This window comes from Sphingomonas hominis (assembly GCF_013328205.1).
Lineage (GTDB): Bacteria > Pseudomonadota > Alphaproteobacteria > Sphingomonadales > Sphingomonadaceae > Sphingomonas > Sphingomonas hominis.
Genome location: NZ_JABULH010000001.1, coordinates 146,864 through 170,870, shown reverse-complemented (window position 1 = coordinate 170,870; position 24,007 = coordinate 146,864). Strand labels below are relative to the sequence as shown.

The 24,007-nt window shown below is 68.5% G+C and carries 24 protein-coding genes; 9 read left to right on the top strand and 15 right to left on the bottom strand.

All coding sequences use genetic code 11. From position 1 onward, the window contains the following. The first annotated feature begins 102 nt into the window (after positions 1-102). The 4 genes from HRV97_RS00895 (at position 103) to HRV97_RS00880 (ending at position 2,672) form a co-directional block, all read left to right on the top strand. Positions 103-765, top strand: a complete 663-nt coding sequence (locus HRV97_RS00895; RefSeq protein ID WP_174191823.1) for a TetR/AcrR family transcriptional regulator — start codon at positions 103-105, stop codon at positions 763-765. Positions 766-767: 2 nt separating this feature from the next. Beyond that, a complete protein-coding gene (locus tag HRV97_RS00890) occupies positions 768-1,220 on the top strand; it encodes a DUF2721 domain-containing protein (protein ID WP_343044434.1) in 453 nt (150 codons plus the stop codon). A 63-nt stretch (positions 1,221-1,283) separates the two neighbouring features. After that, positions 1,284-2,456 (top strand): MBL fold metallo-hydrolase, encoded by a 1,173-nt coding sequence (locus tag HRV97_RS00885; RefSeq protein WP_425505707.1) that lies wholly within the window; start codon positions 1,284-1,286, stop codon positions 2,454-2,456. A gap of 36 nt (positions 2,457-2,492) precedes the next feature. Further along, complete coding sequence (locus tag HRV97_RS00880) at positions 2,493-2,672, top strand: hypothetical protein (protein ID WP_174191822.1); 180 nt, start codon at positions 2,493-2,495, stop codon at positions 2,670-2,672. A 204-nt stretch (positions 2,673-2,876) separates the two neighbouring features. On the opposite strand, the gene HRV97_RS00875 is transcribed toward HRV97_RS00880, so the two are convergent. Further along, the gene (locus tag HRV97_RS00875) at positions 2,877-4,007 is read right to left on the bottom strand and encodes a zinc-binding dehydrogenase (RefSeq protein WP_174191821.1); all 1,131 of its coding nucleotides are present in this window, start codon (positions 4,005-4,007) and stop codon (positions 2,877-2,879) included. Positions 4,008-4,052: 45 nt separating this feature from the next. Beyond that, positions 4,053-5,747, bottom strand: a complete 1,695-nt coding sequence (locus HRV97_RS00870; RefSeq protein ID WP_174191820.1) for an amidohydrolase — start codon at positions 5,745-5,747, stop codon at positions 4,053-4,055. A gap of 45 nt (positions 5,748-5,792) precedes the next feature. Between HRV97_RS00870 and HRV97_RS00865 the strand changes: the two genes are divergently transcribed. Continuing rightward, complete coding sequence (locus tag HRV97_RS00865) at positions 5,793-6,500, top strand: DUF4163 domain-containing protein (RefSeq protein WP_174191819.1); 708 nt, start codon at positions 5,793-5,795, stop codon at positions 6,498-6,500. 101 nt (positions 6,501-6,601) lie between these two features. On the opposite strand, the gene HRV97_RS00860 is transcribed toward HRV97_RS00865, so the two are convergent. The 4 genes from HRV97_RS00860 to HRV97_RS00845 all read right to left on the bottom strand — a co-directional run bounded on the left by HRV97_RS00860 (position 6,602) and on the right by HRV97_RS00845 (position 9,201). After that, positions 6,602-7,096, bottom strand: coding sequence for a hypothetical protein (locus HRV97_RS00860; RefSeq protein ID WP_174191818.1), 495 nt, complete (start codon positions 7,094-7,096; stop codon positions 6,602-6,604). 21 nt (positions 7,097-7,117) lie between these two features. Continuing rightward, on the bottom strand, positions 7,118-7,750 hold the full coding sequence (locus tag HRV97_RS00855) for an OmpA family protein (RefSeq protein WP_174191817.1): 633 nt from the start codon (positions 7,748-7,750) through the stop codon (positions 7,118-7,120). A gap of 162 nt (positions 7,751-7,912) precedes the next feature. Beyond that, positions 7,913-8,752 carry an NAD(P)-dependent oxidoreductase gene (locus HRV97_RS00850; RefSeq protein ID WP_174191816.1) on the bottom strand — a complete coding sequence of 280 codons (840 nt, stop codon included), beginning with the start codon at positions 8,750-8,752 and terminating at the stop codon, positions 7,913-7,915. 101 nt (positions 8,753-8,853) lie between these two features. Beyond that, a complete protein-coding gene (locus HRV97_RS00845; RefSeq protein ID WP_174191815.1) occupies positions 8,854-9,201 on the bottom strand; it encodes a hypothetical protein in 348 nt (115 codons plus the stop codon). 77 nt (positions 9,202-9,278) lie between these two features. Between HRV97_RS00845 and HRV97_RS00840 the strand changes: the two genes are divergently transcribed. Beyond that, on the top strand, positions 9,279-10,535 hold the full coding sequence (locus tag HRV97_RS00840) for a threonine ammonia-lyase (protein WP_174191814.1): 1,257 nt from the start codon (positions 9,279-9,281) through the stop codon (positions 10,533-10,535). Between the two features lie 114 nt (positions 10,536-10,649). Continuing rightward, positions 10,650-11,423 carry an arginyltransferase gene (locus HRV97_RS00835; RefSeq protein ID WP_174191813.1) on the top strand — a complete coding sequence of 258 codons (774 nt, stop codon included), beginning with the start codon at positions 10,650-10,652 and terminating at the stop codon, positions 11,421-11,423. Between the two features lie 89 nt (positions 11,424-11,512). Here HRV97_RS00835 and HRV97_RS00830 read toward each other — a convergent pair whose 3' ends face one another. The 4 genes from HRV97_RS00830 to HRV97_RS00815 form a co-directional block, all read right to left on the bottom strand. After that, complete coding sequence (locus HRV97_RS00830; protein ID WP_174191812.1) at positions 11,513-12,316, bottom strand: transglutaminase family protein; 804 nt, start codon at positions 12,314-12,316, stop codon at positions 11,513-11,515. A 1-nt stretch (position 12,317) separates the two neighbouring features. Continuing rightward, positions 12,318-13,253: an alpha-E domain-containing protein gene (locus HRV97_RS00825; protein ID WP_174191811.1), complete on the bottom strand. Its 936-nt coding sequence runs from the start codon at positions 13,251-13,253 to the stop codon at positions 12,318-12,320. Beyond that, entirely contained in the window at positions 13,253-14,782 is a 1,530-nt protein-coding gene (locus HRV97_RS00820) for a circularly permuted type 2 ATP-grasp protein (RefSeq protein ID WP_174192561.1), read from the bottom strand. Before HRV97_RS00820 ends, HRV97_RS00825 begins: the two co-directional genes overlap by 1 nt. 72 nt (positions 14,783-14,854) lie before the next feature. Then, positions 14,855-16,897, bottom strand: a complete 2,043-nt coding sequence (locus tag HRV97_RS00815; protein ID WP_174192560.1) for a protein-disulfide reductase DsbD family protein — start codon at positions 16,895-16,897, stop codon at positions 14,855-14,857. Between the two features lie 49 nt (positions 16,898-16,946). Here HRV97_RS00815 and HRV97_RS00810 point away from each other — a divergent pair, with 49 nt between their 5' ends. Both HRV97_RS00810 and HRV97_RS00805 read left to right on the top strand, forming a co-directional pair. Then, positions 16,947-18,635 (top strand): alkaline phosphatase family protein, encoded by a 1,689-nt coding sequence (locus tag HRV97_RS00810; RefSeq protein ID WP_174191810.1) that lies wholly within the window; start codon positions 16,947-16,949, stop codon positions 18,633-18,635. A 50-nt stretch (positions 18,636-18,685) separates the two neighbouring features. After that, positions 18,686-19,615 carry an EamA family transporter gene (locus HRV97_RS00805; protein ID WP_174191809.1) on the top strand — a complete coding sequence of 310 codons (930 nt, stop codon included), beginning with the start codon at positions 18,686-18,688 and terminating at the stop codon, positions 19,613-19,615. Here the strand turns inward: HRV97_RS00805 and HRV97_RS00800 are convergent. The 5 genes from HRV97_RS00800 to gcvH form a co-directional block, all read right to left on the bottom strand. Beyond that, positions 19,612-20,112 (bottom strand): CcdC protein domain-containing protein, encoded by a 501-nt coding sequence (locus HRV97_RS00800; RefSeq protein WP_174191808.1) that lies wholly within the window; start codon positions 20,110-20,112, stop codon positions 19,612-19,614. The two genes, HRV97_RS00805 and HRV97_RS00800, sit on opposite strands and share 4 nt — an antisense overlap. A gap of 13 nt (positions 20,113-20,125) precedes the next feature. Continuing rightward, positions 20,126-20,446, bottom strand: coding sequence for a hypothetical protein (locus tag HRV97_RS00795; protein WP_174191807.1), 321 nt, complete (start codon positions 20,444-20,446; stop codon positions 20,126-20,128). Further along, complete coding sequence (gene gcvPB, locus HRV97_RS00790; RefSeq protein ID WP_174191806.1) at positions 20,443-22,014, bottom strand: aminomethyl-transferring glycine dehydrogenase subunit GcvPB; 1,572 nt, start codon at positions 22,012-22,014, stop codon at positions 20,443-20,445. Before gcvPB ends, HRV97_RS00795 begins: the two co-directional genes overlap by 4 nt. Before the next feature lie 144 nt (positions 22,015-22,158). After that, positions 22,159-23,517 carry an aminomethyl-transferring glycine dehydrogenase subunit GcvPA gene (gcvPA, locus tag HRV97_RS00785; protein ID WP_174191805.1) on the bottom strand — a complete coding sequence of 453 codons (1,359 nt, stop codon included), beginning with the start codon at positions 23,515-23,517 and terminating at the stop codon, positions 22,159-22,161. 118 nt (positions 23,518-23,635) lie between these two features. Further along, the gene (gene gcvH / locus HRV97_RS00780; protein ID WP_174191804.1) at positions 23,636-24,007 is read right to left on the bottom strand and encodes a glycine cleavage system protein GcvH; all 372 of its coding nucleotides are present in this window, start codon (positions 24,005-24,007) and stop codon (positions 23,636-23,638) included.

Genomic DNA, 24,007 nt, shown 5'->3' with positions numbered 1-24,007 from the left:
CATGTACATCCCTGCCCTGCTGCGCGGGTGAAGCACGTCGGCGTAGACGGCGGCCGCGCGGGCGCTTGCGGCATCATCGTGGTTCGTGGATGCTGGCACGTCATGGACGCGACCACCGCCCCGCCCGCCTCGCGCGGCAGCAGCACCCGCAACGAGTTAAAACGCGCCGCGCGCCGCCTGTTCGCCGAGCGCGGCATCGCGGCGGTCGGGATGCGCGAGGTGGTCGAGGTCGCGGGACAGCGCAACGCCGCGGCGGTGCATTATCACTTCGGCAGCAAGGACGACCTGCTGCGCGAGCTGTTGATCGACGGCGCAGACCTGATCGACGCGGAACGCCGCGCGTTGTTCGACGAGTTGGAGCTGCGCGGCGAGCCGACGCTGTCGCAGGTGGTGCGCGCCATGGTGCTGCCCAACGTCGCGTTTCATGGCCCGACCGGCGAGCACGAGACCTATTTCCGCTTCATCGTCAACGTGCAGAACGAACGTCGCGCGCTATTCCGCGACACCGTTCCCGAACATTCAGATGGCTTTCGCCGGTTCGTCGCGCACGTCCACCGCCTGCTGGCGCCCGTCCCCGCTGCCACGATCAACCAGCGCATCCTGTTCGCCAGCCTGGCGCTCCAGACGCTCGTCGCCGCGCGTGAGGCGTCGATCGACCGCACGGAGAGCGGCGACCACCATTTCTGGAGCCGCCCCGACGCGCTGTCGGGGATGCTCGACGCGGTGGAGGCGATCCTGCTCGGCTCGGGCGCGTCGGCCCGGTGAGCATCGGCTATTACTCGCCGGCGATCTCGACCATCGCCGAGACGATCCAGGTGTCGCTCAGCCCGGTGTTCATGCTGGCGGGCATCGGCGCGCTGCTCAACGTGCTGGCAGGACGATTGTCGCGCGTGGTCGATCGCGCGCGCGCGCTGGAGGTGCTGCACCCGCGCTCGACCGGAACCGAGCACGACCGCCACGTCGCGGAGCTGCGGTTGTTGAACAAGCGCATGCGGATCATCAACGCCGCGCTGCTGATGGGGGTGTCGAGCGCGGTGATGACCTGCATCGTCGTCGCGTCGCTGTTCATCGCGGTGCTGCTGCGGTTCCACATCGGACAATATGTCGCGGGCGGCTTCATTCTGGCGATGATCCTGCTGATCGCCAGCCTAGTCGCGTTCATGATCGAGGTGCGCGTGTCATTGTACGCGATCCGGATACGTGAGGAATTGCTGCGCTGACCCGCGGTACCTCGGCGCAGGTCGACGCGTTCCCCTCACTTCATTGATCGAAAAAGGCGCAGCGTGGCCGCATTGTTGAGAATCCTGGGCAGTGCGCTGCTGTGGCTGGTGGTGGCAGCGGGGCTGGCGGTGACGATCGTGCCGCGCTTCCTCGACCGCATCTATTACGAGGGGCCGGAGAGCGGCCATTATGACGGCGCGCGCTTCTTCAACCCCGACGGCGAGGACACCACGCGCCCGCTAGGGCCGGGCGGCGGACGCGGCGGTTTCTTCTGGCGGCAATTGACCGGCAGCGACGGGCGTCCGACGTGGCCCAACACGGTGCCGGTGGCGCAACACAAGCCCGCGGCGCGTGTTCAGGGCGAGCGGATGGTCGCGACCTGGATCGGCCATGCAACCGTCCTGATACAGACGCAAGGGCTGAACATCCTGACCGATCCCGTCTACGCCGAGCGTTCGGGGCCGTTCGGGTTCGGGCCGAAGCGTGTTGCGGCACCGGGGATCGCGTTCGACGATCTGCCGCGCATCGACCTCGTGCTCGTCAGCCACAATCATTACGACCACCTTGACCAGGCGACGCTCAAGCGCTTGTGGCAGCGCGACCGGCCGACGATCGTCACCAGCCTGGGCAACGACAGCGTGATCGCGCAAACGGGGGCAAAGGCGACCGCGCTCGATTGGGGCGGACGCGTGGCCGTCCGCTCCGGTGTCAGCGTGGCGGTAACGCGCAATCACCATTGGGGCAGCCGCTGGTTCACTGACCGCAACCGGGCGCTGTGGTCGAGCTTCGTTGTATCCTTCCCGCGCGGGGGCAATCTGTTTTTCGCCGGCGACACCGGCTTCGGCGACGGCAGGTGGCCGGGAGAGGCGGCGGCGCTCGGACCGGTGCGGCTGGCGCTGATCCCGATCGGCGCGTTCCGCTTCGCAGCCGGGCAGATGTCGTCGGGCAGCCATATTGGGCCGGCGGAAGCGGCGCTCGTCTACCAGCGGCTCGGTGCGGCGCGCGGGATGCCGATCCATTGGGGCACGTTCCGTCTGTCGTACGAGGGGTATGACACGCCGCCGCGGCTGCTTTCGGCAGCGATGCGCTGCACCGGGGGTAACGGCTTCGCGGGCGTGGCGCTCGGGCAGCCGCAGGAGATCGCGCCGGCCGCGACGCGCCCGTCCGCGCCGCCGATGTCGCGCGCGGCGATGTTGCGCTGCCTCGACACGCCGGCGGTGCGCGCGTTGCGCTGACGGGAACGTTCGGACGGACGACGCGCTGTTCCCGGCATGAGTGACGATCGCAGCAAAATCACCGACGGCCCCAACGGCCGCCCGCTCGACGACAGTATATCGAGCTTGGGGCCGGGTATCCCCGACGACGCGCTCGCGCCGGGTGAGGAACTGCCGACGCCGCCCAGCGACGAGGAAGTCGAGGCGGCGAAGCGGGCGCTGGGCGCCGACGAGTAATTGGCACCTTTCGCGTACCTAGGTCATCCCGGAGTTGATCCGGGGTCCCGCGTCCTGGTGGCGAAGAGAGAAAACGTCGCCCCGGATCAAGTCCGGGGCGACGACAGAAGGCTGGGTTCACACCTTGTCCGGCATGGTATCGAAGTCGTGTTGATGCCGCCCGACCCCAGACCACCTGCCCCTTATGAGGAGGCAGGTTGAGGCTTACCGGCTCGGGTCGATCAAATACTTCTCGCCGGTCGCTTTGCGGTCGTAGGCGCGAATGACCTCGGGATCGAGCGCTTCGGCTAGGGCGATGGTGCGGGTGTAGTTGCTGGCAAAGGTCGTGGTGAGTTCGTCGACCACGCGCTGACGCATGCGGCCGACCACCTCGGCGCCGGCGCGCTTCATGAACGGGGTGAGCAGCCAGCCCGACACGCTCCACTGGAACCCGAAGGCGAGCCGGTTGAGCACCGTCGGCGACAGGTCCAGCGCGCCGTAGATGTAGAGCTGCTTGAAGCTGTCCGACCCGTAGCGGCTGAATTCCTTCATGTTGCGCGCCGCGGCCTGTTCCATCGCCTGCACGATGTCGCTGCCGAGCGAGCCGCCGCCGATCGCGTCGAAGGCGACGGTCGCCTGCGTTTCCGCGATCGCGTCGACCAGCTTGCGGCGGAAATCCTCGTCGCGGCTGTTGAGCACGTAGGTCGCGCCAATGTCGCGCAGGATCGTCGCCTGCTCCTCCGAGCGGACGATGTTGACCAGCGGCACACCGTCGGCGAGGCAGATCTTCTGCAGCATCTGCCCCAGGTTCGACGCGGCGGCGGTGTGGACGATTGCCTTGTGCCCCTCCATCCGCGCGGTCTCGACGAAGCCCAAGGCGGTCAGCGGGTTGACGAACATCGACGCGCCGTCCGCCGCACTCGCACCTTCGGGCAGCGGCACGACGTCGCGTGCCTTGAGCTTGCGGAACTGCGCGTACATCGCGCCGCCCATCATGCCGACCCGGCGGCCCTGCAGACCTTCCGCGCCCGCGCCCGCCGCGACGACGGTGCCCGCGCCTTCGTTACCAACGGGCAGCGACTGGCCGAGCCGCGCGCGCACCCCGCCCTGGCGCTCGCGCGCGATCTGAAAGGTGACGGTCGGACGGTCGGCGTGGCCCGAGGTTTGGAGCGTCGACACGTCCGCCGGGCCGAGCAGCAGCCCCAGGTCGGACGGGTTGATCGGCGCGGCCTCGACGCGAACGACGATCTCGCCCTCGCCCGGCGGGGTCAGCGTCGTCTCCTCGAGGCTGAGCACCAGCGTACCCTCCTCGGTCGCGGTGGAGCGCAGTTCGAGGCCCGTGAACGTGTCCGACATCCGTGTTCTCCTTGAGGGTTTATCGTTGATGGTGGGTATGCGGCGTTACTTGCGTTCCCACGCCTTCTCTCCGCCGATCCAGGTTTCGAGCACCTTGGTCTGGCGCAAGTCCGCCGGTGCCACGGTCGCGGGATCGCGGTCGACGATCAGGAAGTCGGCCTTTTGTCCGGGCGCGAGATTGCCGAACTTGCTTTCCGCGAAGCCCGCATAAGCCGCGCCGCCGGTGAACGCCCACCATGCCTGCTCGCGGGTGACGGCCTCCTCCGGACGCCATCCGCCCGCGGGCTCGCCGTTCGCGTCGGTGCGGGTGAAGGCGGCGGCCCAGCCGGCCCAGGGATCAGGCCGCTCGACCGGGAAGTCGGAGCCGAATGCGAGCCCGGCCCCGTTCGCCAGCATCGAACGCCACGCATACGCACCGGCCAGCCGCGCCTGCCCCAGCCGCGCTTCCGCCATCACGCGGTCGCCGGTCGCGTGCGTCGGCTGCATCGAGGCGATGATGCCGTTCTTGCCGAAGCGCGGCAGATCGGCGGGATCGACCACCTGCGCGTGCTCGATCCGCCAGCGGCGATCGCCCTTGTAGGTCTGCGACAGCTCGGCGATCGCGTCGAGCGCCTGCTGGTTGGCGCGGTCGCCGATCGCGTGAACCGCGACCTGGTAATTGTCCATCGCCGCGCGGCTCATCGTGTTCTGCAATTGGTCGTCGGTCAGGAAGCCGAGCCCGCGGTTGCCGGCTGCATCGACATAGGGCGCCTTCAACCACGCCCCGCGCGAGCCGAGCGCACCGTCCGAGTAGATCTTGACGCCTTCGAGCTTCAAGCGATCGTCGTAGAGCCACGGCGTCGGGCCGGTGCCGCCGATCATCACCGTGGTATCGATGCCGTGGCCATAGGACATGATCCGCACGCGCAGCGCGCCGATGTCGCCCATCCGGCGATAGGTCATCCAATCCTCGACCGTCGAGCCCATGTCGGCGACCGCGGTGACGCCGTAGCCGAGCAGGATCGCTTGCGCCTTCAGGAACGCGGCGGTGCGGTCCTTCGGGCTGACCGGCGGGACGGCGCGGTCGAATAGTTGCGTGGCGGCATCGACGAAGACGCCCGCGGGCGCGCCGTTCGCGCCCTTCTCGATCCGCCCGCCGGCGGGCGACGTGGTGGCCGCCGTGATCTTGGCGGCGCGCATCGCCGCGCTGTTCGCCCAAGCGGCGTGGCCATCGGCGCGCGACAGGTAGACCGGACGGTCCGCGACGACCGCGTCGAGGTCGGCCGCGGTCGGAAAGCGGCCGAGCCCCCATTTCTCCTGGTTCCAGCCGGTGCCGATGATCCAGGCGCGATCGGGATTGCCCTTGGCATAAGCGGCGATCTTCGCCTTCGCCATGTCGAGCGAGGTCGTGTCCGACAGGTCGAGCGTCAGCGCCTGCAACCCCAGTTCGATCACGTGGCCGTGCGCGTCAATCATTCCCGGCACGAGCACGCGCCCCTTCATGTCGGCGCGCCAATCATACACCGGCCCCGGATTCTTCTTGGTCCGCTTCGGCGGTTGCTCGTCCGGGGCGACCAGGCGGACGACACGACCGGCCTTGTCGATCACCAGTGCCTTGAAGCGGACCACTCGGCCGGCCTTGTCGAGCGTCACGCCCGCGACATTGTCGATCAGCGCGTCGGCGAAAGCGGGTGTGGCGGCGACCAGCGCGGCGGCGCAGGCGAGAAACGGAAGGCGGCGGGAACGACAGCGGACGTACATGTGTCTCGCTCTATGACGACCGAGCAACTTTGGCGAGAGCGGGCGATGCGGGTTCTGGTGGCAGCGGTGGCGATGGTGGCGACGACGGCAAGCGCTGCGGCAGAGAGGGTCAAAACCGCCGACTACAGCTTCGCTTACAGCTATCCGGCCGAAGCTGCGGCGATCCCACGATTGCGCGCCTCACTCGAGGCGGAACGTACCGAGTTGAAGCAGCTTACCGCGCGCGACGCCGCAGCGGCACGCCGTGAGTCGAAGAAAGACGGCTTTCCGTTTCGCGCCTACGACACGCAGAAGACGTGGAAGGTGGTGACCAGCACGCCGCGCTTTCTCAGCCTATCGTCCGACGCCTACGAATATACCGGCGGCGCGCACGGCAATCCATCCTCGGGCGCTTTGTTGTGGGATAAGCAGCGCGGTGCGAGCGTCGAGCCAATCACCGTGTTCACCTCGCAAGCGGCGCTGACGCGGATCATCGCGCCAATCTATTGCGGGCGGCTGAAGGCGGAGCGCACCCGTCGGCTCGCGCCCTATCAGGACACGAGCGATACGTTCAGCAAATGTCCGCCACTCAACGAACTGACGCTGCTGCTCGGCTCAACCGATCGCCAGCGGATCGATCGGATCGGGTTGATCGCTGACCCTTATGTCGCCGGCTCCTACGCTGAGGGCGCGTATGAGGTGACGCTGCCGGTCACACCGGCGATCGCCGCCGCGGTGAAGCCAGAGTATCGCACGGCATTCGCGGCGCGATAGTTCGTCCGGCCATCAGGACAATAAGCGGGGCGATCCTCTCGATCGCACCCGCAGGATCCCCGTACCAGCGCGGCGCGAGCCGAGCCGGTACGAGCGAGCCATCAGAATTCGTCGGTGCGCCGTGCCGTGCCCGCCGCGTAAGAGCGGTAGCGCGAGCCGTCATATTCGGGATCGCGGATGCCGTATTGCTCGTCGGCGCCATCGACGCGGCCGAACGCGCCGACCTGCGTTGCGGGATAGTCCCAGCCATCCTCGCGCCACTGCTGGCTGCGCGCGTCGAGGTCGACCGCATTCGCATTCTCCAGCGCGTCGACCGCGGTCGAGGTGCGGTCGTCGTCGACGTCGGCGGTCAGCAGGAACCCGCCGCGGCGGATGCCTTCCTCGTAGGTGTGGCGATCCTCGTCGGGCAGGAACGCATGCTTGATCGACGCCCATAGGCCGCGGTCCTCGTGCGTCGAGTAATCGCCGCTGGTCTTGTGCGTGCCCTGATCGTGGACGTGGACGTTGCTGGCATCGACGCCGGCCTGGCGCAGGCGCGCGCCGCCGGCTTCGGCATCGGCGCGGGTGTCGAACAATGCGGTAATGGTACGTGCCATGTCGGTGGTCCTTTCGGTTGCTTAGCGGCTGGTGACCGCGATCTCGGTGCGGCGGTTCTCCGCCTGTCCGGCGCCGGTCGCGTTGGTGTCGACCGGATCGCCTTCGCCGCCGCTGGCGGTGTCGATGCGGTTGGCGTCGATGCCCTTGGCGACCAAAGCCGCCTTGACGCTGTCGGCGCGCGCCTTGCCGAGCGCGATATTGGCGGCGTCGGGTCCGCGCGCGTCGGCGTAGCCGGCGATGCGGACGCGGGCGGTGGAATAATCCTTCAGGACGGTTGCGACCTGATCGACCGCGGCCTGGTCGACGGCACGCAGATCGCTCTTGGCGGTGTCGAACTTCAGCGTGTCGAACGCGAAACGCCGCGGCACCGCCTCGTTACCGGCGAGATAAGCACCGAGCCCGGTCGTGCTCGCCAGCACGGTCGACTCCGGCGCGCCCGGCGTCGCGGCGACCACTTCCTCGTTCGCGGTGCTGGTGTTGGTGTTGGTAACCGTTGTCTGCGCGTCGTCGCGATCGCAGCGCGACAGGGCGAACAGCAGTGCCAGCACGCCGGCGATCAGCGCGATCCACGCGAGCCAGTTGGTCTTCTTGGTCTCGATATGGATGTGGTTCGGCGGCGCGCCATCGGTGCGCCGGTCTTCGGGATCTGCCATCAACGTGTCTCCGCCCTGTCCACTCATGATGGACCAGGAGTGAAAGAGACGATCGCCGTCGATCGTTCCGACGGGTGACCGCTGTAGCCAAAGTTGAGGAGAAATAGATGCTTAGGCTGTCAAACGACTAACCTGGTACGGTGATGTCGATCAGGTTAGTCGTTATTTCGGCAGGCGTCGGACCAGCGCGCTGGTGTCCTGCCGCGCGCCGCCGATCGCCTGCACCTCGGCGTAGAATTGATCCACCAGCGCCGCCATCGGCAATGCCGCATCGATCCGTCGTGCCTCGTCCAGCGCGAGTCCCAGATCCTTGCGCATCCAATCGATCGCGAAACCGAAGTCGAAGCGGTCCTCGCTCATCGACTGCCAGCGGTTGTTCATCTGCCAGCTCTGCGCCGCGCCGCCCGAGATCGCCTCAAACACCTTGGACAGATCGAGGCCGCTCTTCTGCGCGAACCGCAGCCCCTCGCTCACTCCCTGCAACACGCCCGCGATGCAGATCTGGTTGACCATCTTGGTCTGCTGTCCCGCGCCCGCCGCGCCGACGTGAACGATGCGCGCGGCATAGGCCTGCATCACGGGCTCGGCCTTCGCCATCGCCGCCGCGGTGCCGCCGCACATGATCGACAGTGTGCCGGCCTCCGCCCCCGCCTGCCCGCCCGAGACCGGCGCATCGACCACGAGCGCGCGCGCGGCGGCGAGCCGTTGCGCGATTGCGGCCGACACGGTGGTGTGATCGATGAACACCGCATCGTCGCGCATCGCGGCGAACGCGCCGTCGGCACCGAGCGTCACTGCTTCCAGATCGGCATCGTTGCCGACGCAGGTGACCACCGCGTCGCACTCCTTCGCCGCGGCGGCGGGCGTGTCGGCGACGGTCAGACCGGTTGCCTCCGCCTTGGCGCGCGTGCGGTTGAACACGGACACGTCATGGCCCGCGTCGGACAGGTGGCGCGCCATGGGAGCGCCCATGACGCCGGTACCGATGAATGCGATCTTCATGGCAAGCTCCTTAGATCAGGTGAGCGTGGCGGACCACCGCCGATGCGCCGGCGCACCTGGGCTCGAGCTTCCCTGCACGGCACACGGCCGCGAACACCCCGTCATTGCGCACGGGCACAATCGTCGCGCGTCACGGTATAGCTGGTCTGGCGTCCGGGCTGCACGTCGCCGCGCGCGACCTGCATGCCGTTGCGGCAGGTAATGCGGATCACACCGTCCAGCGTCGGGCGCGTCGCCCAGTAGCCGGGTGAGAATGAACGCATCGGGCGGCGCGCGCCGCCATCCTCGATCGCGGCGGCGCGCACCAGCCGCATCGGGTCATGCACCACGACGAAGCCATGCCACCACAGGTCGAGCGCGGAATAGATCAGCCCCGCGACGATCACCATTGCGGCGATCCGGAGCGAGAAGAAGTAACGCTGCACATGACGCTGAATGCCGGGGTGCACGGGCGTGTTCCTGTGCGCCATGACGAGCCAAAACCGCGGGTGTTCCTCTGTCGCGCACATTCCGCTACGGCGCTGCGATGGCCACCCAGCTCGCATCCTCCACCCAAGCGTCCGGCACCCCGCTTCCCGTCACCTGCGCCGACGTGGCGATGGCGCATCGGCGGATCGAGGATCAGGTGGTGCGCACGCCGACGCTGATCAGCCGGACGCTGAGCCAGCTGACCGGCGCGACGGTGTACCTGAAGTTCGAGAACCTGCAATTCACCGCCGCCTACAAAGAGCGCGGCGCGCTCAACACCCTGCTGCAACTGTCGGACGAGGCGCGCGCGAAGGGTGTGATCGCGGCGTCGGCGGGCAACCATGCGCAGGGGCTGGCCTATCACGCCAATCGGCTGGGCGTGCCCGCGACGATCGTGATGCCGCGCAACACGCCGATCGTGAAGGTGACGCAGACCAAGGGCCACGGCGCGACTGTGATCCTGGAAGGCGAGACCTTCGACGCCGCCTACGCCCACGCGCGTGTGCTGGAGGCGGAGCACGGCTACACCTTCGTCCACCCGTTCGACGACCCGCGCGTCATCGCCGGCACTGGCACGGTCGCGGTCGAGATGCTGGCGGACGTGCCCGCGATCGACACGTTGGTGGTGCCGATCGGGGGCGGCGGGCTGATCTCGGGCATGGCGACCGTGGCGCGCGGCGCGGACTACGCGATCGAGGTGGTCGGCGTCGAGGCGGAACTCTACCCCTCGATGTACAACCGCGTGAACGGCACGCAGATGCCGTGCGCGGGCGACACGCTGGCGGAGGGCATCGCGGTAAAGGAACCCGGCGGCATCACCTCGATGATGGTGCGCGAGCTGGTCGACGACATCGTGCTGGTGTCCGAGCGGAGTCTTGAGGAAGCGGTCAGCCTGCTGCTGCAGATCGAGAAAACGGTGGTCGAGGGTGCCGGTGCCGCGGGGCTTGCCGCGCTGCTCCAGCATCCCGACCGGTTCAAGGGCCGCACCGTCGGCGTCGTGCTGTGCGGCGGCAACATCGACACGCGGTTGCTCGCCAACGTGCTGCTGCGCGACCTCGCACGCTCGGGGCGACTCGCGCGGCTGCGCATCCGGTTGCAGGATCAGCCCGGCGCGTTGTTCAACGTCGCGCGCATCTTCGACCAAGAGCGCGTCAACATCATCGAGGTGTACCACCAGCGCGTGTTCACCACGCTGCCGGCCAAGGGACTGATCACCGACATCGAGTGCGAGGCACGCGACCGCGCGCACCTGGACGGGCTGGTCACCGCGCTGCGCGACGCAGGCTACGAGGTGAGCACGGTTGAACTCGCCTGAGCGCCGCGTGCGTTAACCCTTAATCATGGTAAAAGCGCTTTTCACGCCGTTTGCGCCTACTCATATGCAGATCGCGGGCGTCGAGCGACGCGCGCATCAGGAGACCCGTCGGCGGTGACCGCGCCTTTTCGTTTTCCGCGCTTCTTCGTGACTAGCCCGCAGCCGTGCCCGTATTTGCCGGGGCGGCAGGAGCGGAAGGTGTTCACCGAATTGTCCGGCCCGCACGCGACCGAGCTGAACGACGCGCTCGGCCGGATCGGGTTTCGCCGCAGCCAGTCGGTCGCCTATCGCCCATCGTGCGCGGGGTGCGCGGCCTGCGTGTCGGTGCGCGTGCTGGCACACGAGTTCCGCGCCAACACGACGCAGCGCAAGTTGATGCGGCGCCACGCCGATGTCGAGATCAGCGCCTGTCGCCCCTGGGCCACCGACGAGCAGTACCAGTTGCTGCGCCGCTACCTCGCCGCGCGCCATCCGACCGGCGGCATGGTCGGCATGGACGAGATGGATTACGCCGACATGGTCGAGCAATCGCCGGTCAATTCGGTGATCGTCGAATATCGCGCGTCGGCGGAGAATGGCGTGCCCGGCGCGCTGATCGGCGCGTGCCTGACCGACCGGCAGGCGGACGGTTTGTCGATGATCTACAGCTTCTTCGAGCCCGACGATGCGGCGTGGCCGGGCCTCGGCAACCTCATCATCCTCGATCACATCCAGCGCGCGCATGAGGCGGGGCTGGACTATGTCTATCTGGGTTACTGGGTGAAGGGGTCGGCGCGGATGGCATATAAGACGCGCTATCGCCCAATTGAGGTACTGGGTCCGCGCGGCTGGGCGTTGCTGGAGGATGACGCGGTGCCCGCAGCGGCGCGGGTCAAGCTGCCGGCTTAGATTTCAATGACGCCGCTCAGCTTACCGTGTTTCCGGTTCTCGCAACGGATCGTCCGGGACCAAAGCAGGCGCACGTCGGACCGCTCGAATTATTCCTCGCGGTTGACCGTCACGGCAACGTCGAGGCACTCGTCGCCCTCGCCCATGCGCGTGCCGGCGACCGGCGCGGCACCCACCGCGTCGAGACCGACCGCGACGCGGACGTGATGCTCCTCCGGCGAGAGCCGCAATGTGGGGTCGAACCCGACCCAACCCAGCCCCTCGACCCAGGCGTCGGCCCAGCCGTGCGGTGCGGAACGGCGGTCGTCGGCGATGTCGCAGTAACCCGACACGTAGCGCGCCGGGATGCCGCGCGCGCGCGCCGCGGCGATGAAGACGTGCGCCAAGTCGCGCGGCGTCGCGCTGGAGCGGGCAAAGGCATCCTCGGCCGACAGCCCCGGCTCGGGTCGCCCGCGCGACAGTGTTTGCCGCTCGCCGATCGCGCGGTTCAATCGGTGGAGCGCGGCGATCGTGTCGCGCTCATCCGCCACCTGCTCGCGCGCGAAGGCGGTGATTGCCGCACCCGCCTGCGTCAGCGGGGTGTCGCGCAGAAACAACTTCGCCGGCATCGGCTCCAGCGTGCCGTGGAGCACGCCGTCGGAGTGGCTGGTCACGACCTCGCCCGTCACCGACAGATCGATCCGCTCGACCGGACCATCGATGTAGAGCATCGTGGTCGCGTTGCCGAACCCGTCCTGCCCTTCGGTGATCCGTGCGTCGCAATCGAGCGCGATATGCCAGTCGGCGACGATCTGATCATGCGTGTTGCGCGGCGTCATGCGCAGCAATTGCACCACGCGCGCCTGCGGCTCGGTGAAGCGATAGGTGGTGCGATGGTCGATCGACAGCCGCATCTCAGTTGAACTTGAACTGGCGGCCGATCGCCGCGTGCAGTTGATCGTTCTCGGTAATCAGCGCTTCGAGATGCTGGTGCAGCCCGCCCGCGATCACGTCGCCGGTGCGCGTGTGGACGAAGCGCTGGTGACGGCCGCGCGCCATCCGGTCGGCCTCGCCTTGCCCGCCGAGCGACTTGGCGAGCGCGTTGAGGATCGACACCGTTTCCTCGATCGACGCAGCCAGGCTGCGCGGCAGCTCGACGCGGCTGAGCAGCAGGTCGATGACGTTCGCCGGCTGCAATCCGTCGTTGTAGAGCCAGCGATAGGCAGTCACGGCGGATACCGTCTGCAGGATGGTGGTCCATTGGTCGCGGTCGACGGTGCCGCCTACCGGCTCGCCCGCGGGCAGCAGGATGTGGTATTTGACGTCGAGCAATCGCGCGGTGTCGTCGGCGCGTTCGATCACCTGACCGAGCCGGATGAACAGGGTCGTCTGATTGCGCAGCATGCGGTGCACCGCGCCCTCGAACCCGCGCGTCTCCGCCTTGACCGACTCGACCAGCCCCAGCGTCGCGGTGGAGTCGAGCGGCGTCATGCGGCGGTCGAAGATCAGCCAAGCGCTGTTGATCGCGCTCCACGCCTCGCGGCTGAGCGCGGTGCGCACTGCGCGCGCATTGTCGCGCGCGGCATGGAGGCAGCGGACGATCGAGCCGGGGTGCGACGCGTCGGTGATCAGAAAGGCGACTACCGCCTCACGCGTGAGCGGCGCGCCGCTCGCTTCGAATGCGGCCTCGGTATCGGTGACGGTCAGCGCGGAGCGCCACGCCGCCTCCCCCGCCGGGCGCGACGACAGCACGTCGAGGCGGACGGTCGCCTCGACCAGCCGGGCGATGAAGTCGGCACGCTCCAGGTAACGCCCGAGCCAGTAGAGCGAGGCGGCGGTGCGGCTGAGCATCAGCGCGCCTCCTGCGTCAGGTCGACGCCGCCGATGGTCTGCGTCATCCCCTCGCCCATGCGCTGCGTCATGCCACCCATCGACTGCGTCATGCCGCCCGCGTCGTCCATCAACACGAACGAATCCTTGGTGCCGCCGCCCTGGCTCGAATTGACGACCAACGATCCTTCCTTGAGCGCGACGCGGGTCAGCCCGCCGGGGATTACCTTGACCCCCTTCGACCCCGTCAGCACGAACGGGCGGAAATCGACGTGGCGCGGCGACAGTCCCTGATCGGCGAGCGTCGGAACGGTCGACAGTGCGAGCGTCGGCTGTGCGATGTAGCGGTGTGGCTCGGCGATCAGCGCGGCGCGGAACGCCTCGATCTCGGAGCGGGACGCAGTTGGCCCGACCAGCATGCCGTAGCCACCCGAGCCGTCGACCAGCTTGACGACGAGTTGGTCGAGATGGTCGAGCACATATTTGAGTGCCTGCGGCTCGCGGCAGCGCCACGTCTCGACGTTGGGCAGCTTCGCCTCGCCACCCGAATAGAAGCGCACGATCTCGGGCATGTAGCTGTAGATCGCCTTGTCGTCGGCGATACCGTTGCCCGGTGCGTTGATGATCGCGACGTTGCCCGCGGCATAAGCGGCGATCAGTCCGGGCACGCCGAGCATCGAATCGGGCCGGAACACTAAAGGATCGAGGAAGTCGTCGTCGACGCGGCGGTAGATCACGTCGACGCGCACGCGCCCGCCGATCGTGCGCATATAGACCACGTCGTCATCGACGACGAGGTCGGCCGCCTCGACCAGCTCCACCCCCATCGAGTCGGCGAGAAAGCTGTGCTCGTAGTACGCCGAATTATAATGGCCGGGCGTCAGCACGACGCAGGTCGGGTTCTGCCCGCGCGCATACGGGCTGACCGAGCGCATCGTCTCCAGCAGCGTATCGGGGTAACTGTCCACCGCCGCGACGCGGAACAGCGAGAACAATTCGGGGCACAGCCGCACCATCGCCTCGCGGTTCTCCAGCATGTAGCTGACCCCCGACGGCGTGCGCGCATTGTCCTCCAGCACGAAGAAGTCGTTCGGGCCGGTGCGCACCAGGTCGATGCCGCAGATGTGCGCCCACACGTCGTGCGGCGGGCGGATGCCGGCGACCTCGGGACGGAATTGCGCGTTGCCGAGGATCAGGTCATCAGGAAGCACGCCTTCTTTCAGGATACGGCGCTCGCCGTAGATGTCGTGAAGAAAGGCGTTGATCGCCTCGACGCGCTGTACCAGCCCTTCGGACAGGCGCGCCCATTCGCTCGCCATGAACACGCGCGGCACGATGTCGAACGGGATAATCCGCTCCGACGCCTCGCTCTCGCCATACACGGCAAAGGTGATGCCGAGTTGGCGGAACGTCGTCTCGGCCGATTGCTGGCGACGGCGCAGTTCGTCGGACGGTGTTGCCTGCAGCCAATGGCACAATTCGACCAATTCGGTGCGGGCGCCCTCATGCTCGGGTGCGCCCATGATCTCGTCGAATGCCTGTGTCCCCATGCCGGTCGTAACGCTCGCGATGCGATTTGGACGCATGCGGGGGTACAAAGCTGCTTCACACTTTATCCCATGTCAGGACGATAGCGTGGTCAGGGTCGATTTGGTGAGGATCTGCGGCAGCACGCGCGGCGCGTCCGCCCCCTTGGCGTACCACAGGTACAGCGGCACGCCGGCGCGATTGTGTTGTTCGATGAAGCGGCCGAGCGCGGGGTCGCCGTCGGTCCAGTCGCCGACCAGCACCGCCACCTTGCCACGTCCGAATGCCTCCGCCACCGCCGCGGTCTCGATCGCCGCTTTCTCGTTCACCTTGCACGTCAGGCACCAGTCGGCGGTGAAATACGCGAACACCGGGCGACCCTCGGCACGCAGTGCGGCGAGCCGGGCCTCGCTGAACGGCTCCGCTCCCGGCAGCGCGGCCGCAGCCGCCGCGTTGGTCGGCGCCGCGCGCACGACCAGCACGAGCGCGAGCCCCGCCAGCAGCGCGACCACGCCCGGCCCGCCGGCGCGCTCTGCACCCGCGTGCTGGCGGCGGCCGGTCCACCACAGCCCGAGGCTCGCGAGCAGGACCGCGGCCAGCCCCAGCGTCATGCCGTCCACCCCGGCCTGCCGCCCCAGCACCCAGGCGAGCGCGAGCGCGGTCAGGAACATCGGCACCGACAGGATGTGGCGCAGCCGCTGCATCCACGCGCCCGGCCGCGGCAATCGCCGCCTGAGCGCCGGCACGAAGCCGAGTGCCAGGAACGGCAGCGCGATCCCGATCCCCAGCCCGGCGAACACCGCCATCGCCGCGACCGCGGGCAGCACCAGCGCCGCGCCGAGTGCCGCGCCCATGAACGGACCCGTGCACGGCGTCGCGACGAAAGCGGCGAGCGCGCCGGTCATGAACGCGCCGCCCACACCACTCGTGCTCGCGAAGCGCGGCGTCGGCAGCTCGAACAGCCCCGCCAGATTGAGCGCGATCGCTGCGACCAGGATCAGCAGCACGCCGACGACGCGCGGGTCCTGTAACTGGAACGCCCAGCCGGCACTCGCCCCGCCCGCGCGAAGTGCGAGCAGCACGCCACCCAGCGCCAAACAGACGAGCACTACGCCCGCGGTATAGGCCAATGCCTCGGCGCGCGCGTGCGCCTCGCTCTCGCCCGACTTGGCGAGGCTCAAGGCCTTCAAGCTCAGGATCGGGAACACGCACGGCATGACGTTGAGCAGCAACCCGCCGAGCAGCGCGCCGCCGAAGGCGAGCAGCGCCGCCGACCACAAGCCGCCGCCTACCTGAGCTGCGGCGACCATGCCGGGCGTCGCCGACAGCGCGAAGCCCTGCCCGTCGGCGGTTGCCAGCACGCCCTCGATCCTACCGGTGGGCGCGGTTGCGGCGGGCTTAGTCTCGATCACCACGCGGTCGCCGTCGCGCGTCACCTGCTGCGGCGCGGCCATGTCGATCACGCCGCTGGCCGCGGGGTAGAACCACGCTTCCCCCAGCCCCGCATCGGCAGGATACGGTATAGAGAGCCGCAAGCGGCCCTGCTCGACCTGATAGGTGGCGGGTGAGCCGAGCGGACGCGGGATCGCGCGCGCGTGGGCGTCGAACGCCGCGCGCCGCTCGGGCGCGATCGCGCCGTCGCCGATCGTCACGCTGGTCGCAACTTCCTGCTGTTCGGGCACGCAGATCTGTTCGGTGCAGACGAGATAGGTGAGTTTCGCCACGATCGGCACCCGCGTGCCCGCGACGAGCCCGGTGGGCAGCGTCACGTCGGCGAGAAGTGCGAACGGCCGCTCGTAGACGTAGTTCATCAGCCCGGCGATCAGCAGCCGTCCGGGTACTGGATAGCGCAAGGGGCTGGCGCTCGCCCCCGCGGGCAGCGTCCAGGCGACCTGCGTCTCGACGCCCGCGTCGCCCGGGTTCTTCCAGTAACCGTGCCAGCCGGCTTCCGGCACCGCCTCGAACGCGACACGCATCGTGCTGCCGCTGCGCGGCTGGTCACTCTCGGCCACCAAGGTCAGGCGTATGTGCTTGGCACCCGGTACTTGGGCCTGAGCCTGCGCCCACGCCATCGGTGACCCGAGTGCCGCCACCGTCATCAGAATGAAAAGCGCCGCGCGCACAGCTTGCCTGACCATCGACCCCGGCTCATAGCCGCGCCCATCCCGCTTTGCATCAAGGTTGCTCATGAAAGCCCTCGCCGCCGCGCTGCTCCTGTCGTCTGCACTCGCGCTGCCTGCCGCCGCACAGAACTCACGCGAGGCGCGCGAGCGTGCGCCCGCAGCGCCCGTCGTCGCGCCAAAGAGCGAAACCGCCGCGCCGGCCGCACCGCGCACGCCGCCGAAGCTGATCGTCGCGATCTCGGTCGACCAACTCTCCGCCGATCTGTTCGCGCAGTACCGCAACCATTTCACCGACGGCTTCGCGCGGCTGATGACGGGCGCAGTGTTTCCGTCCGGCTATCAGAGCCACGCCGCGACCGAGACCTGCCCCGGCCATTCGACCATCCTGACCGGCATGCGCCCGGCGCATACCGGGATCGTCGCCAACACCTGGATCAACCAGCGCGCCGGCCGCGAGGACAAGCAGGTTTATTGCGCCGAGGACGAGGCGGCGGCCGGCAGCGATCACGAGAAATACGTGCCGAGCGACGTGCACCTGAAGGTGCCGACGTTGGGCGAGATGATGAAGGCGCGTGACCCGCGCACCCGCGTCGTCTCGGTCGCGGGGAAAGACCGCGCCGCGATCATGATGGGCGGCCACAAGGTCGATGAGCTGTGGTTCTGGGGCGGGAAGGACTTCATCTCCTACGCCGGGCGCAAGGCGCCGCCCGCGGTTCTGCGCACCAACGCGGCGGTGACGGCGCTGCTCGCCAAGCCGCAGGCGGGGCTTGAACTGCCGGGCTATTGCCGCAGCGTTGCCATGCCGGTGCAGGTAGGCGACCAGACGCTGGGCACCGGCCGGTTCGAGCGGCAGGCGGGCGACGCCAAGGCGTTTCGCGCGTCGCCCGCGAGCGACGGCGCGGTGTTCGCGCTCGCCGCCGCACTGATCGGCGACATGAAGTTGGGGCGTGGACCACAGACCGACATCATCGCGGTCGGCGCGTCGGCGACCGATTACATCGGGCACGCCACCGGCACGCAAGGGTCGGAGATGTGCATCCAGATGAACGAGCTCGACCGTTCGATCGGTGGCTTCCTCGCGCAGCTCGACCAATGGGGGCTCGATTACGAGGTCGTGCTGACGGCCGACCACGGCGCGCACGACATGACCGAGCGGCAGCAGCAGCGCGCGATGCCGATGGAAGCGCGCGTCAACGCCGACGTGACCGCCAAGGCGATCGGCGCGGCGATCGGGCGTGACTTCGGGGTCGCGGGTCCGGTGCTGCTCGCCAGCGAAGGCGACGTCTATGTCGCCGACGACGTGCCCGCCGCTCGCCGCGCTGCGGTGGTCGCGGAAGCGGTGAAGCGCTTCACCGCGCAGCCGCAGGTCGCCGCCGCGCTGACCCGGCAGCAGATCGCCGCCACGCCGATGCCGACCACGCCGCCCGAGACCTGGACGCTCGCCGAGCGTGCGCGCGCCTCGTTCGACCCCGACCGCTCGGGCGACTTCCTCGTCCTGCTGCGCCCGCGCGTGACCACGATCGCCAAGCCCGGCCCAGGCTATGTCGAGACGCACGGCTCGCCGTGGGATTACGACCGCCGCGTGCCGATGATGTTCTGGCGCAAGGGAATGGCCGGGTTCGAGCAGCCGCTGTCGGTCGAAACGGTCGACATCGTGCCCACGCTCGCCGCGACGATCGACCTGCCCGTCTCGGGCCTCGACGGCCGCTGCCTCGATCTCGACTCGAGCGCAGCGAGCACCTGCGCGCGCTGAACGATCGGTTGCCGGTTGCGCCGCGCCACTCGATCGAGGAAGCGCGGCGGGTGGCTGCACCTGACAACAACCGAAGCGCGAGCGATCGCGTGCTGCTCGCCATCGCGCTGCGGCTGCTGTCGGTGGTGCTGTTCGCGTTCATGAACGTCGGGATCAAGCTGGCCGAGGCGCGCGGCGCGTCCTTGCCCGAGATCATGTTCTGGCGGCAGTTCGGCGCGACGCTGCTGGTCGGTGCGATCGTGGCGAGCGGGCCGGGCATGCGCAGCCTCAGCACCCAGCGCTTCGGCGCGCACGTGGCGCGCGCGGTGCTCGGGTTGACCGCGATGGCGCTGACGTTCGGGACGCTCACCATGCTGCCGCTCGCCGAGGCGACGACCCTGGGCTTCTCGATGCCGATCTTTGCCACCGTGCTCGGCGCACTGATCCTGCACGAGCCGACCGGATGGCGGCGCTGGGCGGCGGTGTTCGCGGGGTTCGTGGGCGTGATGATCGTCGCGCAGCCGGGCGGTGGCGGCTTTCCGCTGATCGGTGTGGTGACCGGGTTGAGCGCGGCGGCGGGCACCGCCTTCGTCTCGATCCTGCTGCGCACGATCGGGCGGACCGAGGCACCGTTGACCACGGTGTTCTGGTTCTCGTTCCTGTCGCTGGTGCCATTGGGTGCCGCCTATCCGTTCGCATTTCGCGCGCACCCGCCGGTCGTGTGGGCGATCCTGCTCGGCCTGGGCGTGATCGGCGGCGCGGCGCAGATCGCGATGACGCGGTCGCTGACGCTGGGTCCAGTCTCCACCGTGGTGCCGATGGATTACACCGCGCTGCTGTGGGCCACGCTGCTCGGCTGGCTGGTGTTCGATCGTCTCCCCGCCCCCGCGACCTGGGCGGGTGCGCCGGTGATCGTCGGCTCCGGCCTCTGCATCGTGTGGCGCGAGCATGTCCGCCGGCGCGAGGAAACGCGCCAGGCGGTGGCGCAGGGGATCGCCTAAACCGCGCCTGCCAGCAGCCGGCGCCCGCGCAGGAACATCTCGACCCGCATCGCCGCGAACAGCCCGAGTGCCAGCGCCATCAGCACGTCGGTGACGACGAACGGATCGATCGCCCAGCCGCCGCGCTCCACCACGACACGCAAGGCGCTGCGCGCGGCGACCAGCGCGACGATGAACAAGAGTGCGGCCGGCGACCCGCGCTGATTTAGCGCATGGGTGTCGGGATCGACCGCAATGCGCATCATCTTGCCACGCTGCCACCCGAGCAGCGCACCGAGTCCCGCCGCGGCCATGCAAAACAGCCACGCGGTTCCCTGCGGTGGATGCTGCGCGTAGAGGATGACGCACAAGCCGGCGTAAAGCGTGGGAAGCACCCACAGCCATTCGAGCTTCAACGGCCGCGCGCGGCTCATCCGTTTCCACCGGAACGCGACCACGCCAGCGACGATCACGAAGGTGATCGCGTAGCTGATCCCATTGCTTGACGCGTCGTTCATCGCGTTAGGCTAGTCACGGTCGCGGCGAAACGGAAGCCGCGGCCCTGCGCGCGAGCCACAGCAGCAGACCGACGGCCAGATACCAGAACGCCACGTCGGCGACGAAGGGCGCTGGACGGAACACGTCCTCGACGCCGAGCCGATACGGCACCGAGGTCGCGGGATCGTCCGCGACGAACGCGGCGGGCCAGCCGCCCTCGACGCGTGGGTGCACCTGCGACAAGCCACCTTCGGTGCCGTAGATGGCGACCGAAGCATCGTCACGCTGCACGATGACGCTCGCGGTGGCGAGCGCGAGCGCCGCGATCACGCGCAGCGCAGGCGCACGCCTCACTCGGCGGCTTGCGCGACCGGTGCGGGCTCCTTCCACACCAGCTTGGGCTTGCGCGCCGCCAGCGTCTCGTCGAGCCGCGCGCGCGGGGCGAAGTGCGGCGCGCTCTTGAGGCTCGCGTCACCCGCCTTGGCGCGCTCGGCGACCGAGCGCAGTGCACCGATGAACTGATCGAGTGCCGCCTTCGACTCGGTCTCAGTCGGCTCCACCAGCATCGCGCCGTGGACGACGAGCGGGAAATAGACCGTCATCGGGTGGAAGCCCTCGTCGATCAGCCCCTTGGCGACGTCGAGCGTCGAGAAGCCGTCGGCGAGGTTCGCGTCGGAGAACAATGCCTCGTGCATGCACGGCCCCGCCTTGCCGAACGGAGCGTCGAGCACGTCCTCCAGGCTGCGCAACACGTAATTGGCGTTCAGCACCGCGTCCTCCGCCACCTGACGCAGGCCGTCCGCACCGTGGCTTAGGATGTAGGTCAGCGCACGCGTGAACATGCCCATCTGGCCGTGGAACGCGACCATGCGGCCGAAGCTCTGCGCGTGATGCTCGCCGGCGTTCTCTTCCTCAACCAGTTCGTAGCGGCCGTCCTGCTCCTCAACGAAGGGCAGCGGCGCGAAGGCGGTCAGCCGCTCGGAGAACACCACCGGCCCCGACCCCGGCCCGCCGCCGCCGTGGGGCGTGGAGAAGGTCTTGTGCAGGTTGATGTGCATCGCGTCGACGCCGAGGTCGCCCGGGCGCACGCGTCCGACGATCGCGTTAAAGTTCGCGCCGTCGCAGTAGACGTAGCCGCCGGCCGCGTGGACCGCGTCGCTGATCGTCTTCAGGTCGCGCTCGAACAGCCCGCAGGTATTGGGGTTGGTGATCATCACGCCCGCGACGTCCGGCCCCAACCGCGCGATCAGCGCATCGGTGTCGACACGCCCGTCGGCGGTGGCGGGGATGTCCTCGACCGCGAAGCCCGCGAAAGCCGCGGTCGCCGGGTTGGTGCCGTGCGCGCTCTCGGGCACCAGGATGATGCGGCGCTGCCCCTCGCCCTTCGCCTCAAGCGCGGCCTTGATCGCGAGGATGCCGCACAGCTCGCCGTGTGCGCCCGCCTTGGGGCTCATCGCGACCGAGTGCATGCCGGTCAGCGTGACGAGCCAATGCGCGAGCTGGTGGATGACGCCCAGTGCACCCTGCACCGTGTCGATCGGCTGGAGCGGGTGGACGTCAGCGAAACCGGGGAGCCGTGCCATCTTCTCGTTCAAGCGCGGGTTGTGCTTCATGGTGCACGAGCCGAGCGGGAATAGGCCGAGGTCGATGGCGTAATTCTGCCGGCTGAGCCGGGTGTAGTGGCGCACCGTCTCGGGCTCCGACAGGCCGGGCAGGCCGATCGGTGCGGTGCGTGCTAGGTCGCCGAGCCGCGACGTGGCCGCGACGGGCTCCGCCACCTCCACCCCGGTCGTCTCGGACGAGCCGATCTCGAAGATCAGCTTTTCCTCCAGCATCAGTGCCTTGTTGCCGGTGAAGGTCGGGGCGGTCTCGCCACCCTTGGCGCTCATCTCGGGACGCCAGCCGCTCTGGTTGATGGCCATCGGATCAGGACTCCTGGGCGGTCGGCGCGAGTGCGCGGCGGACCGAAGTGGAGGAAGTGGAGGTTCTAAACGTGTTTTCTACGTCGCTCGGCATCGCAGGCGACATGGTGCCGGCCCGTGGCGACTTCTCCAACAAAGTGCGGGTCATGCGAGCACCTCTTCGAGCGCGGTGGCAAGTGCCTCGATGTCCTCGGAGGTGACCGTCTCGGTCACCGCGACGATCAGGCCGTTGGCGAGCTCGTTCTCACCCGGGTAGAGCCGGCCGAGCGACACGCCCGCGAGCACGCCGCGGTCGGCGAGCGCGCGCACGATCGGTCGCGCTTCCTGACCCAGGTCGAGCGTGAACTCATTGAAGAAGACCTCGTTGACGAGTTTGACGCCCGGTACCTGCGACAGCCGCTCCGCCGCGGCGACCGCGTTTGCGTGGTTGGTTGCGGCGAGTTGGCGCAGACCCGCCTCACCCAGCAGCGTCATGTGGATCGAGAAGGCGAGCGCGCACAGGCCGGAGTTGGTGCAGATGTTGCTGGTCGCCTTCTCGCGACGGATATGCTGCTCGCGCGTCGAGAGCGTCAGCACGAAGCCGCGGCGGCCGTCGGCGTCGACCGTCTCGCCGCACAAGCGGCCGGGCATCTGGCGGACGTATTTATCCTTGCAGCCGAACAGCCCCACGTAAGGCCCGCCGAATTGAAGGCCGACGCCGAGCGACTGGCCCTCGCCGACGACGATATCGGCGTCCATCTCGCCCGGGCTCCGCACAGCGCCCAGCGCCACCGGCTCGGTCACCACCGCGATCAGCAGCGCCTTGTTGGCGTGGCACGCGTCGGCGAGCGGTTTCAGGTCGGCGATGCGGCCGAGGATGTCGGGATATTGCACCACGACGCACGAGGTATCGCCGTCGATCTTCTCGATCAGGCGATCCACGTCCATGTCGGGCACCAGCCACGGCGAGGTCGTGTCGAGCACGTCGCCGGTGTACTTGGCCATCGTCTTCGCGACCGAGACGTAATGCGGGTGGAGGCCCGCCGACAGGATTGCCTTGCCCCGCTTGGTGATGCGGCGTGCCATGCCGATCGCTTCCCAGCAGGCGGTCGAGCCGTCGTACATGCTGGCGTTCGCCACGTCAGTGCCGAGCAGACGCGCGACCTGAGTCTGGAACTCGAACAGCATCTGCAGCGTGCCCTGCGCGATCTCGGGCTGATAGGGCGTGTAGGCGGTCAGGAACTCGCCGCGCTGGATCAGGTGATCGACGCTGGCGGGAACGTGGTGGCGATACGCACCTGCGCCGAGGAAGAACGGCACCTCGCCCGCGACCGTATTCTTGCGCGCGAGCGCAGTCATGTGCCGCTCGACGCTCAGCTCGCTGGCGTGGTTCGGCAGGCCGGCGACGGGTCCGCCCAGTCGCGCGGCCTCAGGCACGTCGACGAACAGGTCGTCAATCGACGCGGCGCCGATGACGGACAGCATGTCGCGGCGATCATGGTCGGTGAGTGGCAGGTAGCGCATTCGGTGCTCCTCCCCTCCGCCTGGAAGGGGTCGAGGTTGGGTCGCGTGAGGGGCAGGTGTCGGTGTTGTCGCAACGCCGACCCACCCCGATCCCTCCCTGGTCAGGGAGGGAAGATGGTCAGAGCTTCTCGACGAAGGCGGCGTAGGCAGCCTCGTCCATCAACTGGTCGAGCTCGGCCGCGTCGGCGAGCGTGAGCTTGAAGAACCAGCCTTCGCCTTCGGGGTCCGAGTTCACCAGCGACGAATCGTCGGCGAGCGCGGCATTGCTCTCGATCACGGTGCCGGACACGGGCGCGTAGACGTCGGACGCGGCCTTGACGCTCTCGACCACGGCGGCGTCGTCACCCTTGCTGAGCGACTTGCCCTCGTCGGGCACCTCGACGAACACGATGTCGCCGAGCTGGCTCTGCGCATAGTCGGAGATGCCGACGGTGCCGGTGTCGCCGTCGACCTCGATCCACTCGTGGTCCTGGGTGAAATAACGGCTCAT

Bases quoted from the DNA above. Each gene is read 5' to 3' on its own strand.
- HRV97_RS00800 (WP_174191808.1), bottom strand. From the start codon at position 20,112: ATGAACGACGCGTCAAGCAATGGGATCAGCTACGCGATCACCTTCGTG.
- HRV97_RS00815 (WP_174192560.1), bottom strand. From the start codon at position 16,897: ATGGTCAGGCAAGCTGTGCGCGCGGCGCTTTTCATTCTGATGACGGTG.
- HRV97_RS00875 (WP_174191821.1), bottom strand. From the start codon at position 4,007: ATGTCGGACACGTTCACGGGCCTCGAACTGCGCTCCACCGCGACCGAG.
- gcvPA (WP_174191805.1), bottom strand. From the start codon at position 23,517: ATGCGCTACCTGCCACTCACCGACCATGATCGCCGCGACATGCTGTCC.
- HRV97_RS00870 (WP_174191820.1), bottom strand. From the start codon at position 5,747: ATGTACGTCCGCTGTCGTTCCCGCCGCCTTCCGTTTCTCGCCTGCGCC.
- gcvPB (WP_174191806.1), bottom strand. From the start codon at position 22,014: ATGGCCATCAACCAGAGCGGCTGGCGTCCCGAGATGAGCGCCAAGGGT.
- HRV97_RS00820 (WP_174192561.1), bottom strand. From the start codon at position 14,782: ATGGGGACACAGGCATTCGACGAGATCATGGGCGCACCCGAGCATGAG.
- gcvH (WP_174191804.1), bottom strand. From the start codon at position 24,007: ATGAGCCGTTATTTCACCCAGGACCACGAGTGGATCGAGGTCGACGGC.
- HRV97_RS00850 (WP_174191816.1), bottom strand. From the start codon at position 8,752: ATGAAGATCGCATTCATCGGTACCGGCGTCATGGGCGCTCCCATGGCG.
- HRV97_RS00865 (WP_174191819.1), top strand. From the start codon at position 5,793: ATGCGGGTTCTGGTGGCAGCGGTGGCGATGGTGGCGACGACGGCAAGC.
- HRV97_RS00855 (WP_174191817.1), bottom strand. From the start codon at position 7,750: ATGGCAGATCCCGAAGACCGGCGCACCGATGGCGCGCCGCCGAACCAC.
- HRV97_RS00880 (WP_174191822.1), top strand. From the start codon at position 2,493: ATGAGTGACGATCGCAGCAAAATCACCGACGGCCCCAACGGCCGCCCG.
- HRV97_RS00860 (WP_174191818.1), bottom strand. From the start codon at position 7,096: ATGGCACGTACCATTACCGCATTGTTCGACACCCGCGCCGATGCCGAA.
- HRV97_RS00825 (WP_174191811.1), bottom strand. From the start codon at position 13,253: ATGCTCAGCCGCACCGCCGCCTCGCTCTACTGGCTCGGGCGTTACCTG.
- HRV97_RS00895 (WP_174191823.1), top strand. From the start codon at position 103: ATGGACGCGACCACCGCCCCGCCCGCCTCGCGCGGCAGCAGCACCCGC.
- HRV97_RS00840 (WP_174191814.1), top strand. From the start codon at position 9,279: ATGGCCACCCAGCTCGCATCCTCCACCCAAGCGTCCGGCACCCCGCTT.
- HRV97_RS00830 (WP_174191812.1), bottom strand. From the start codon at position 12,316: ATGCGGCTGTCGATCGACCATCGCACCACCTATCGCTTCACCGAGCCG.
- HRV97_RS00810 (WP_174191810.1), top strand. From the start codon at position 16,947: ATGAAAGCCCTCGCCGCCGCGCTGCTCCTGTCGTCTGCACTCGCGCTG.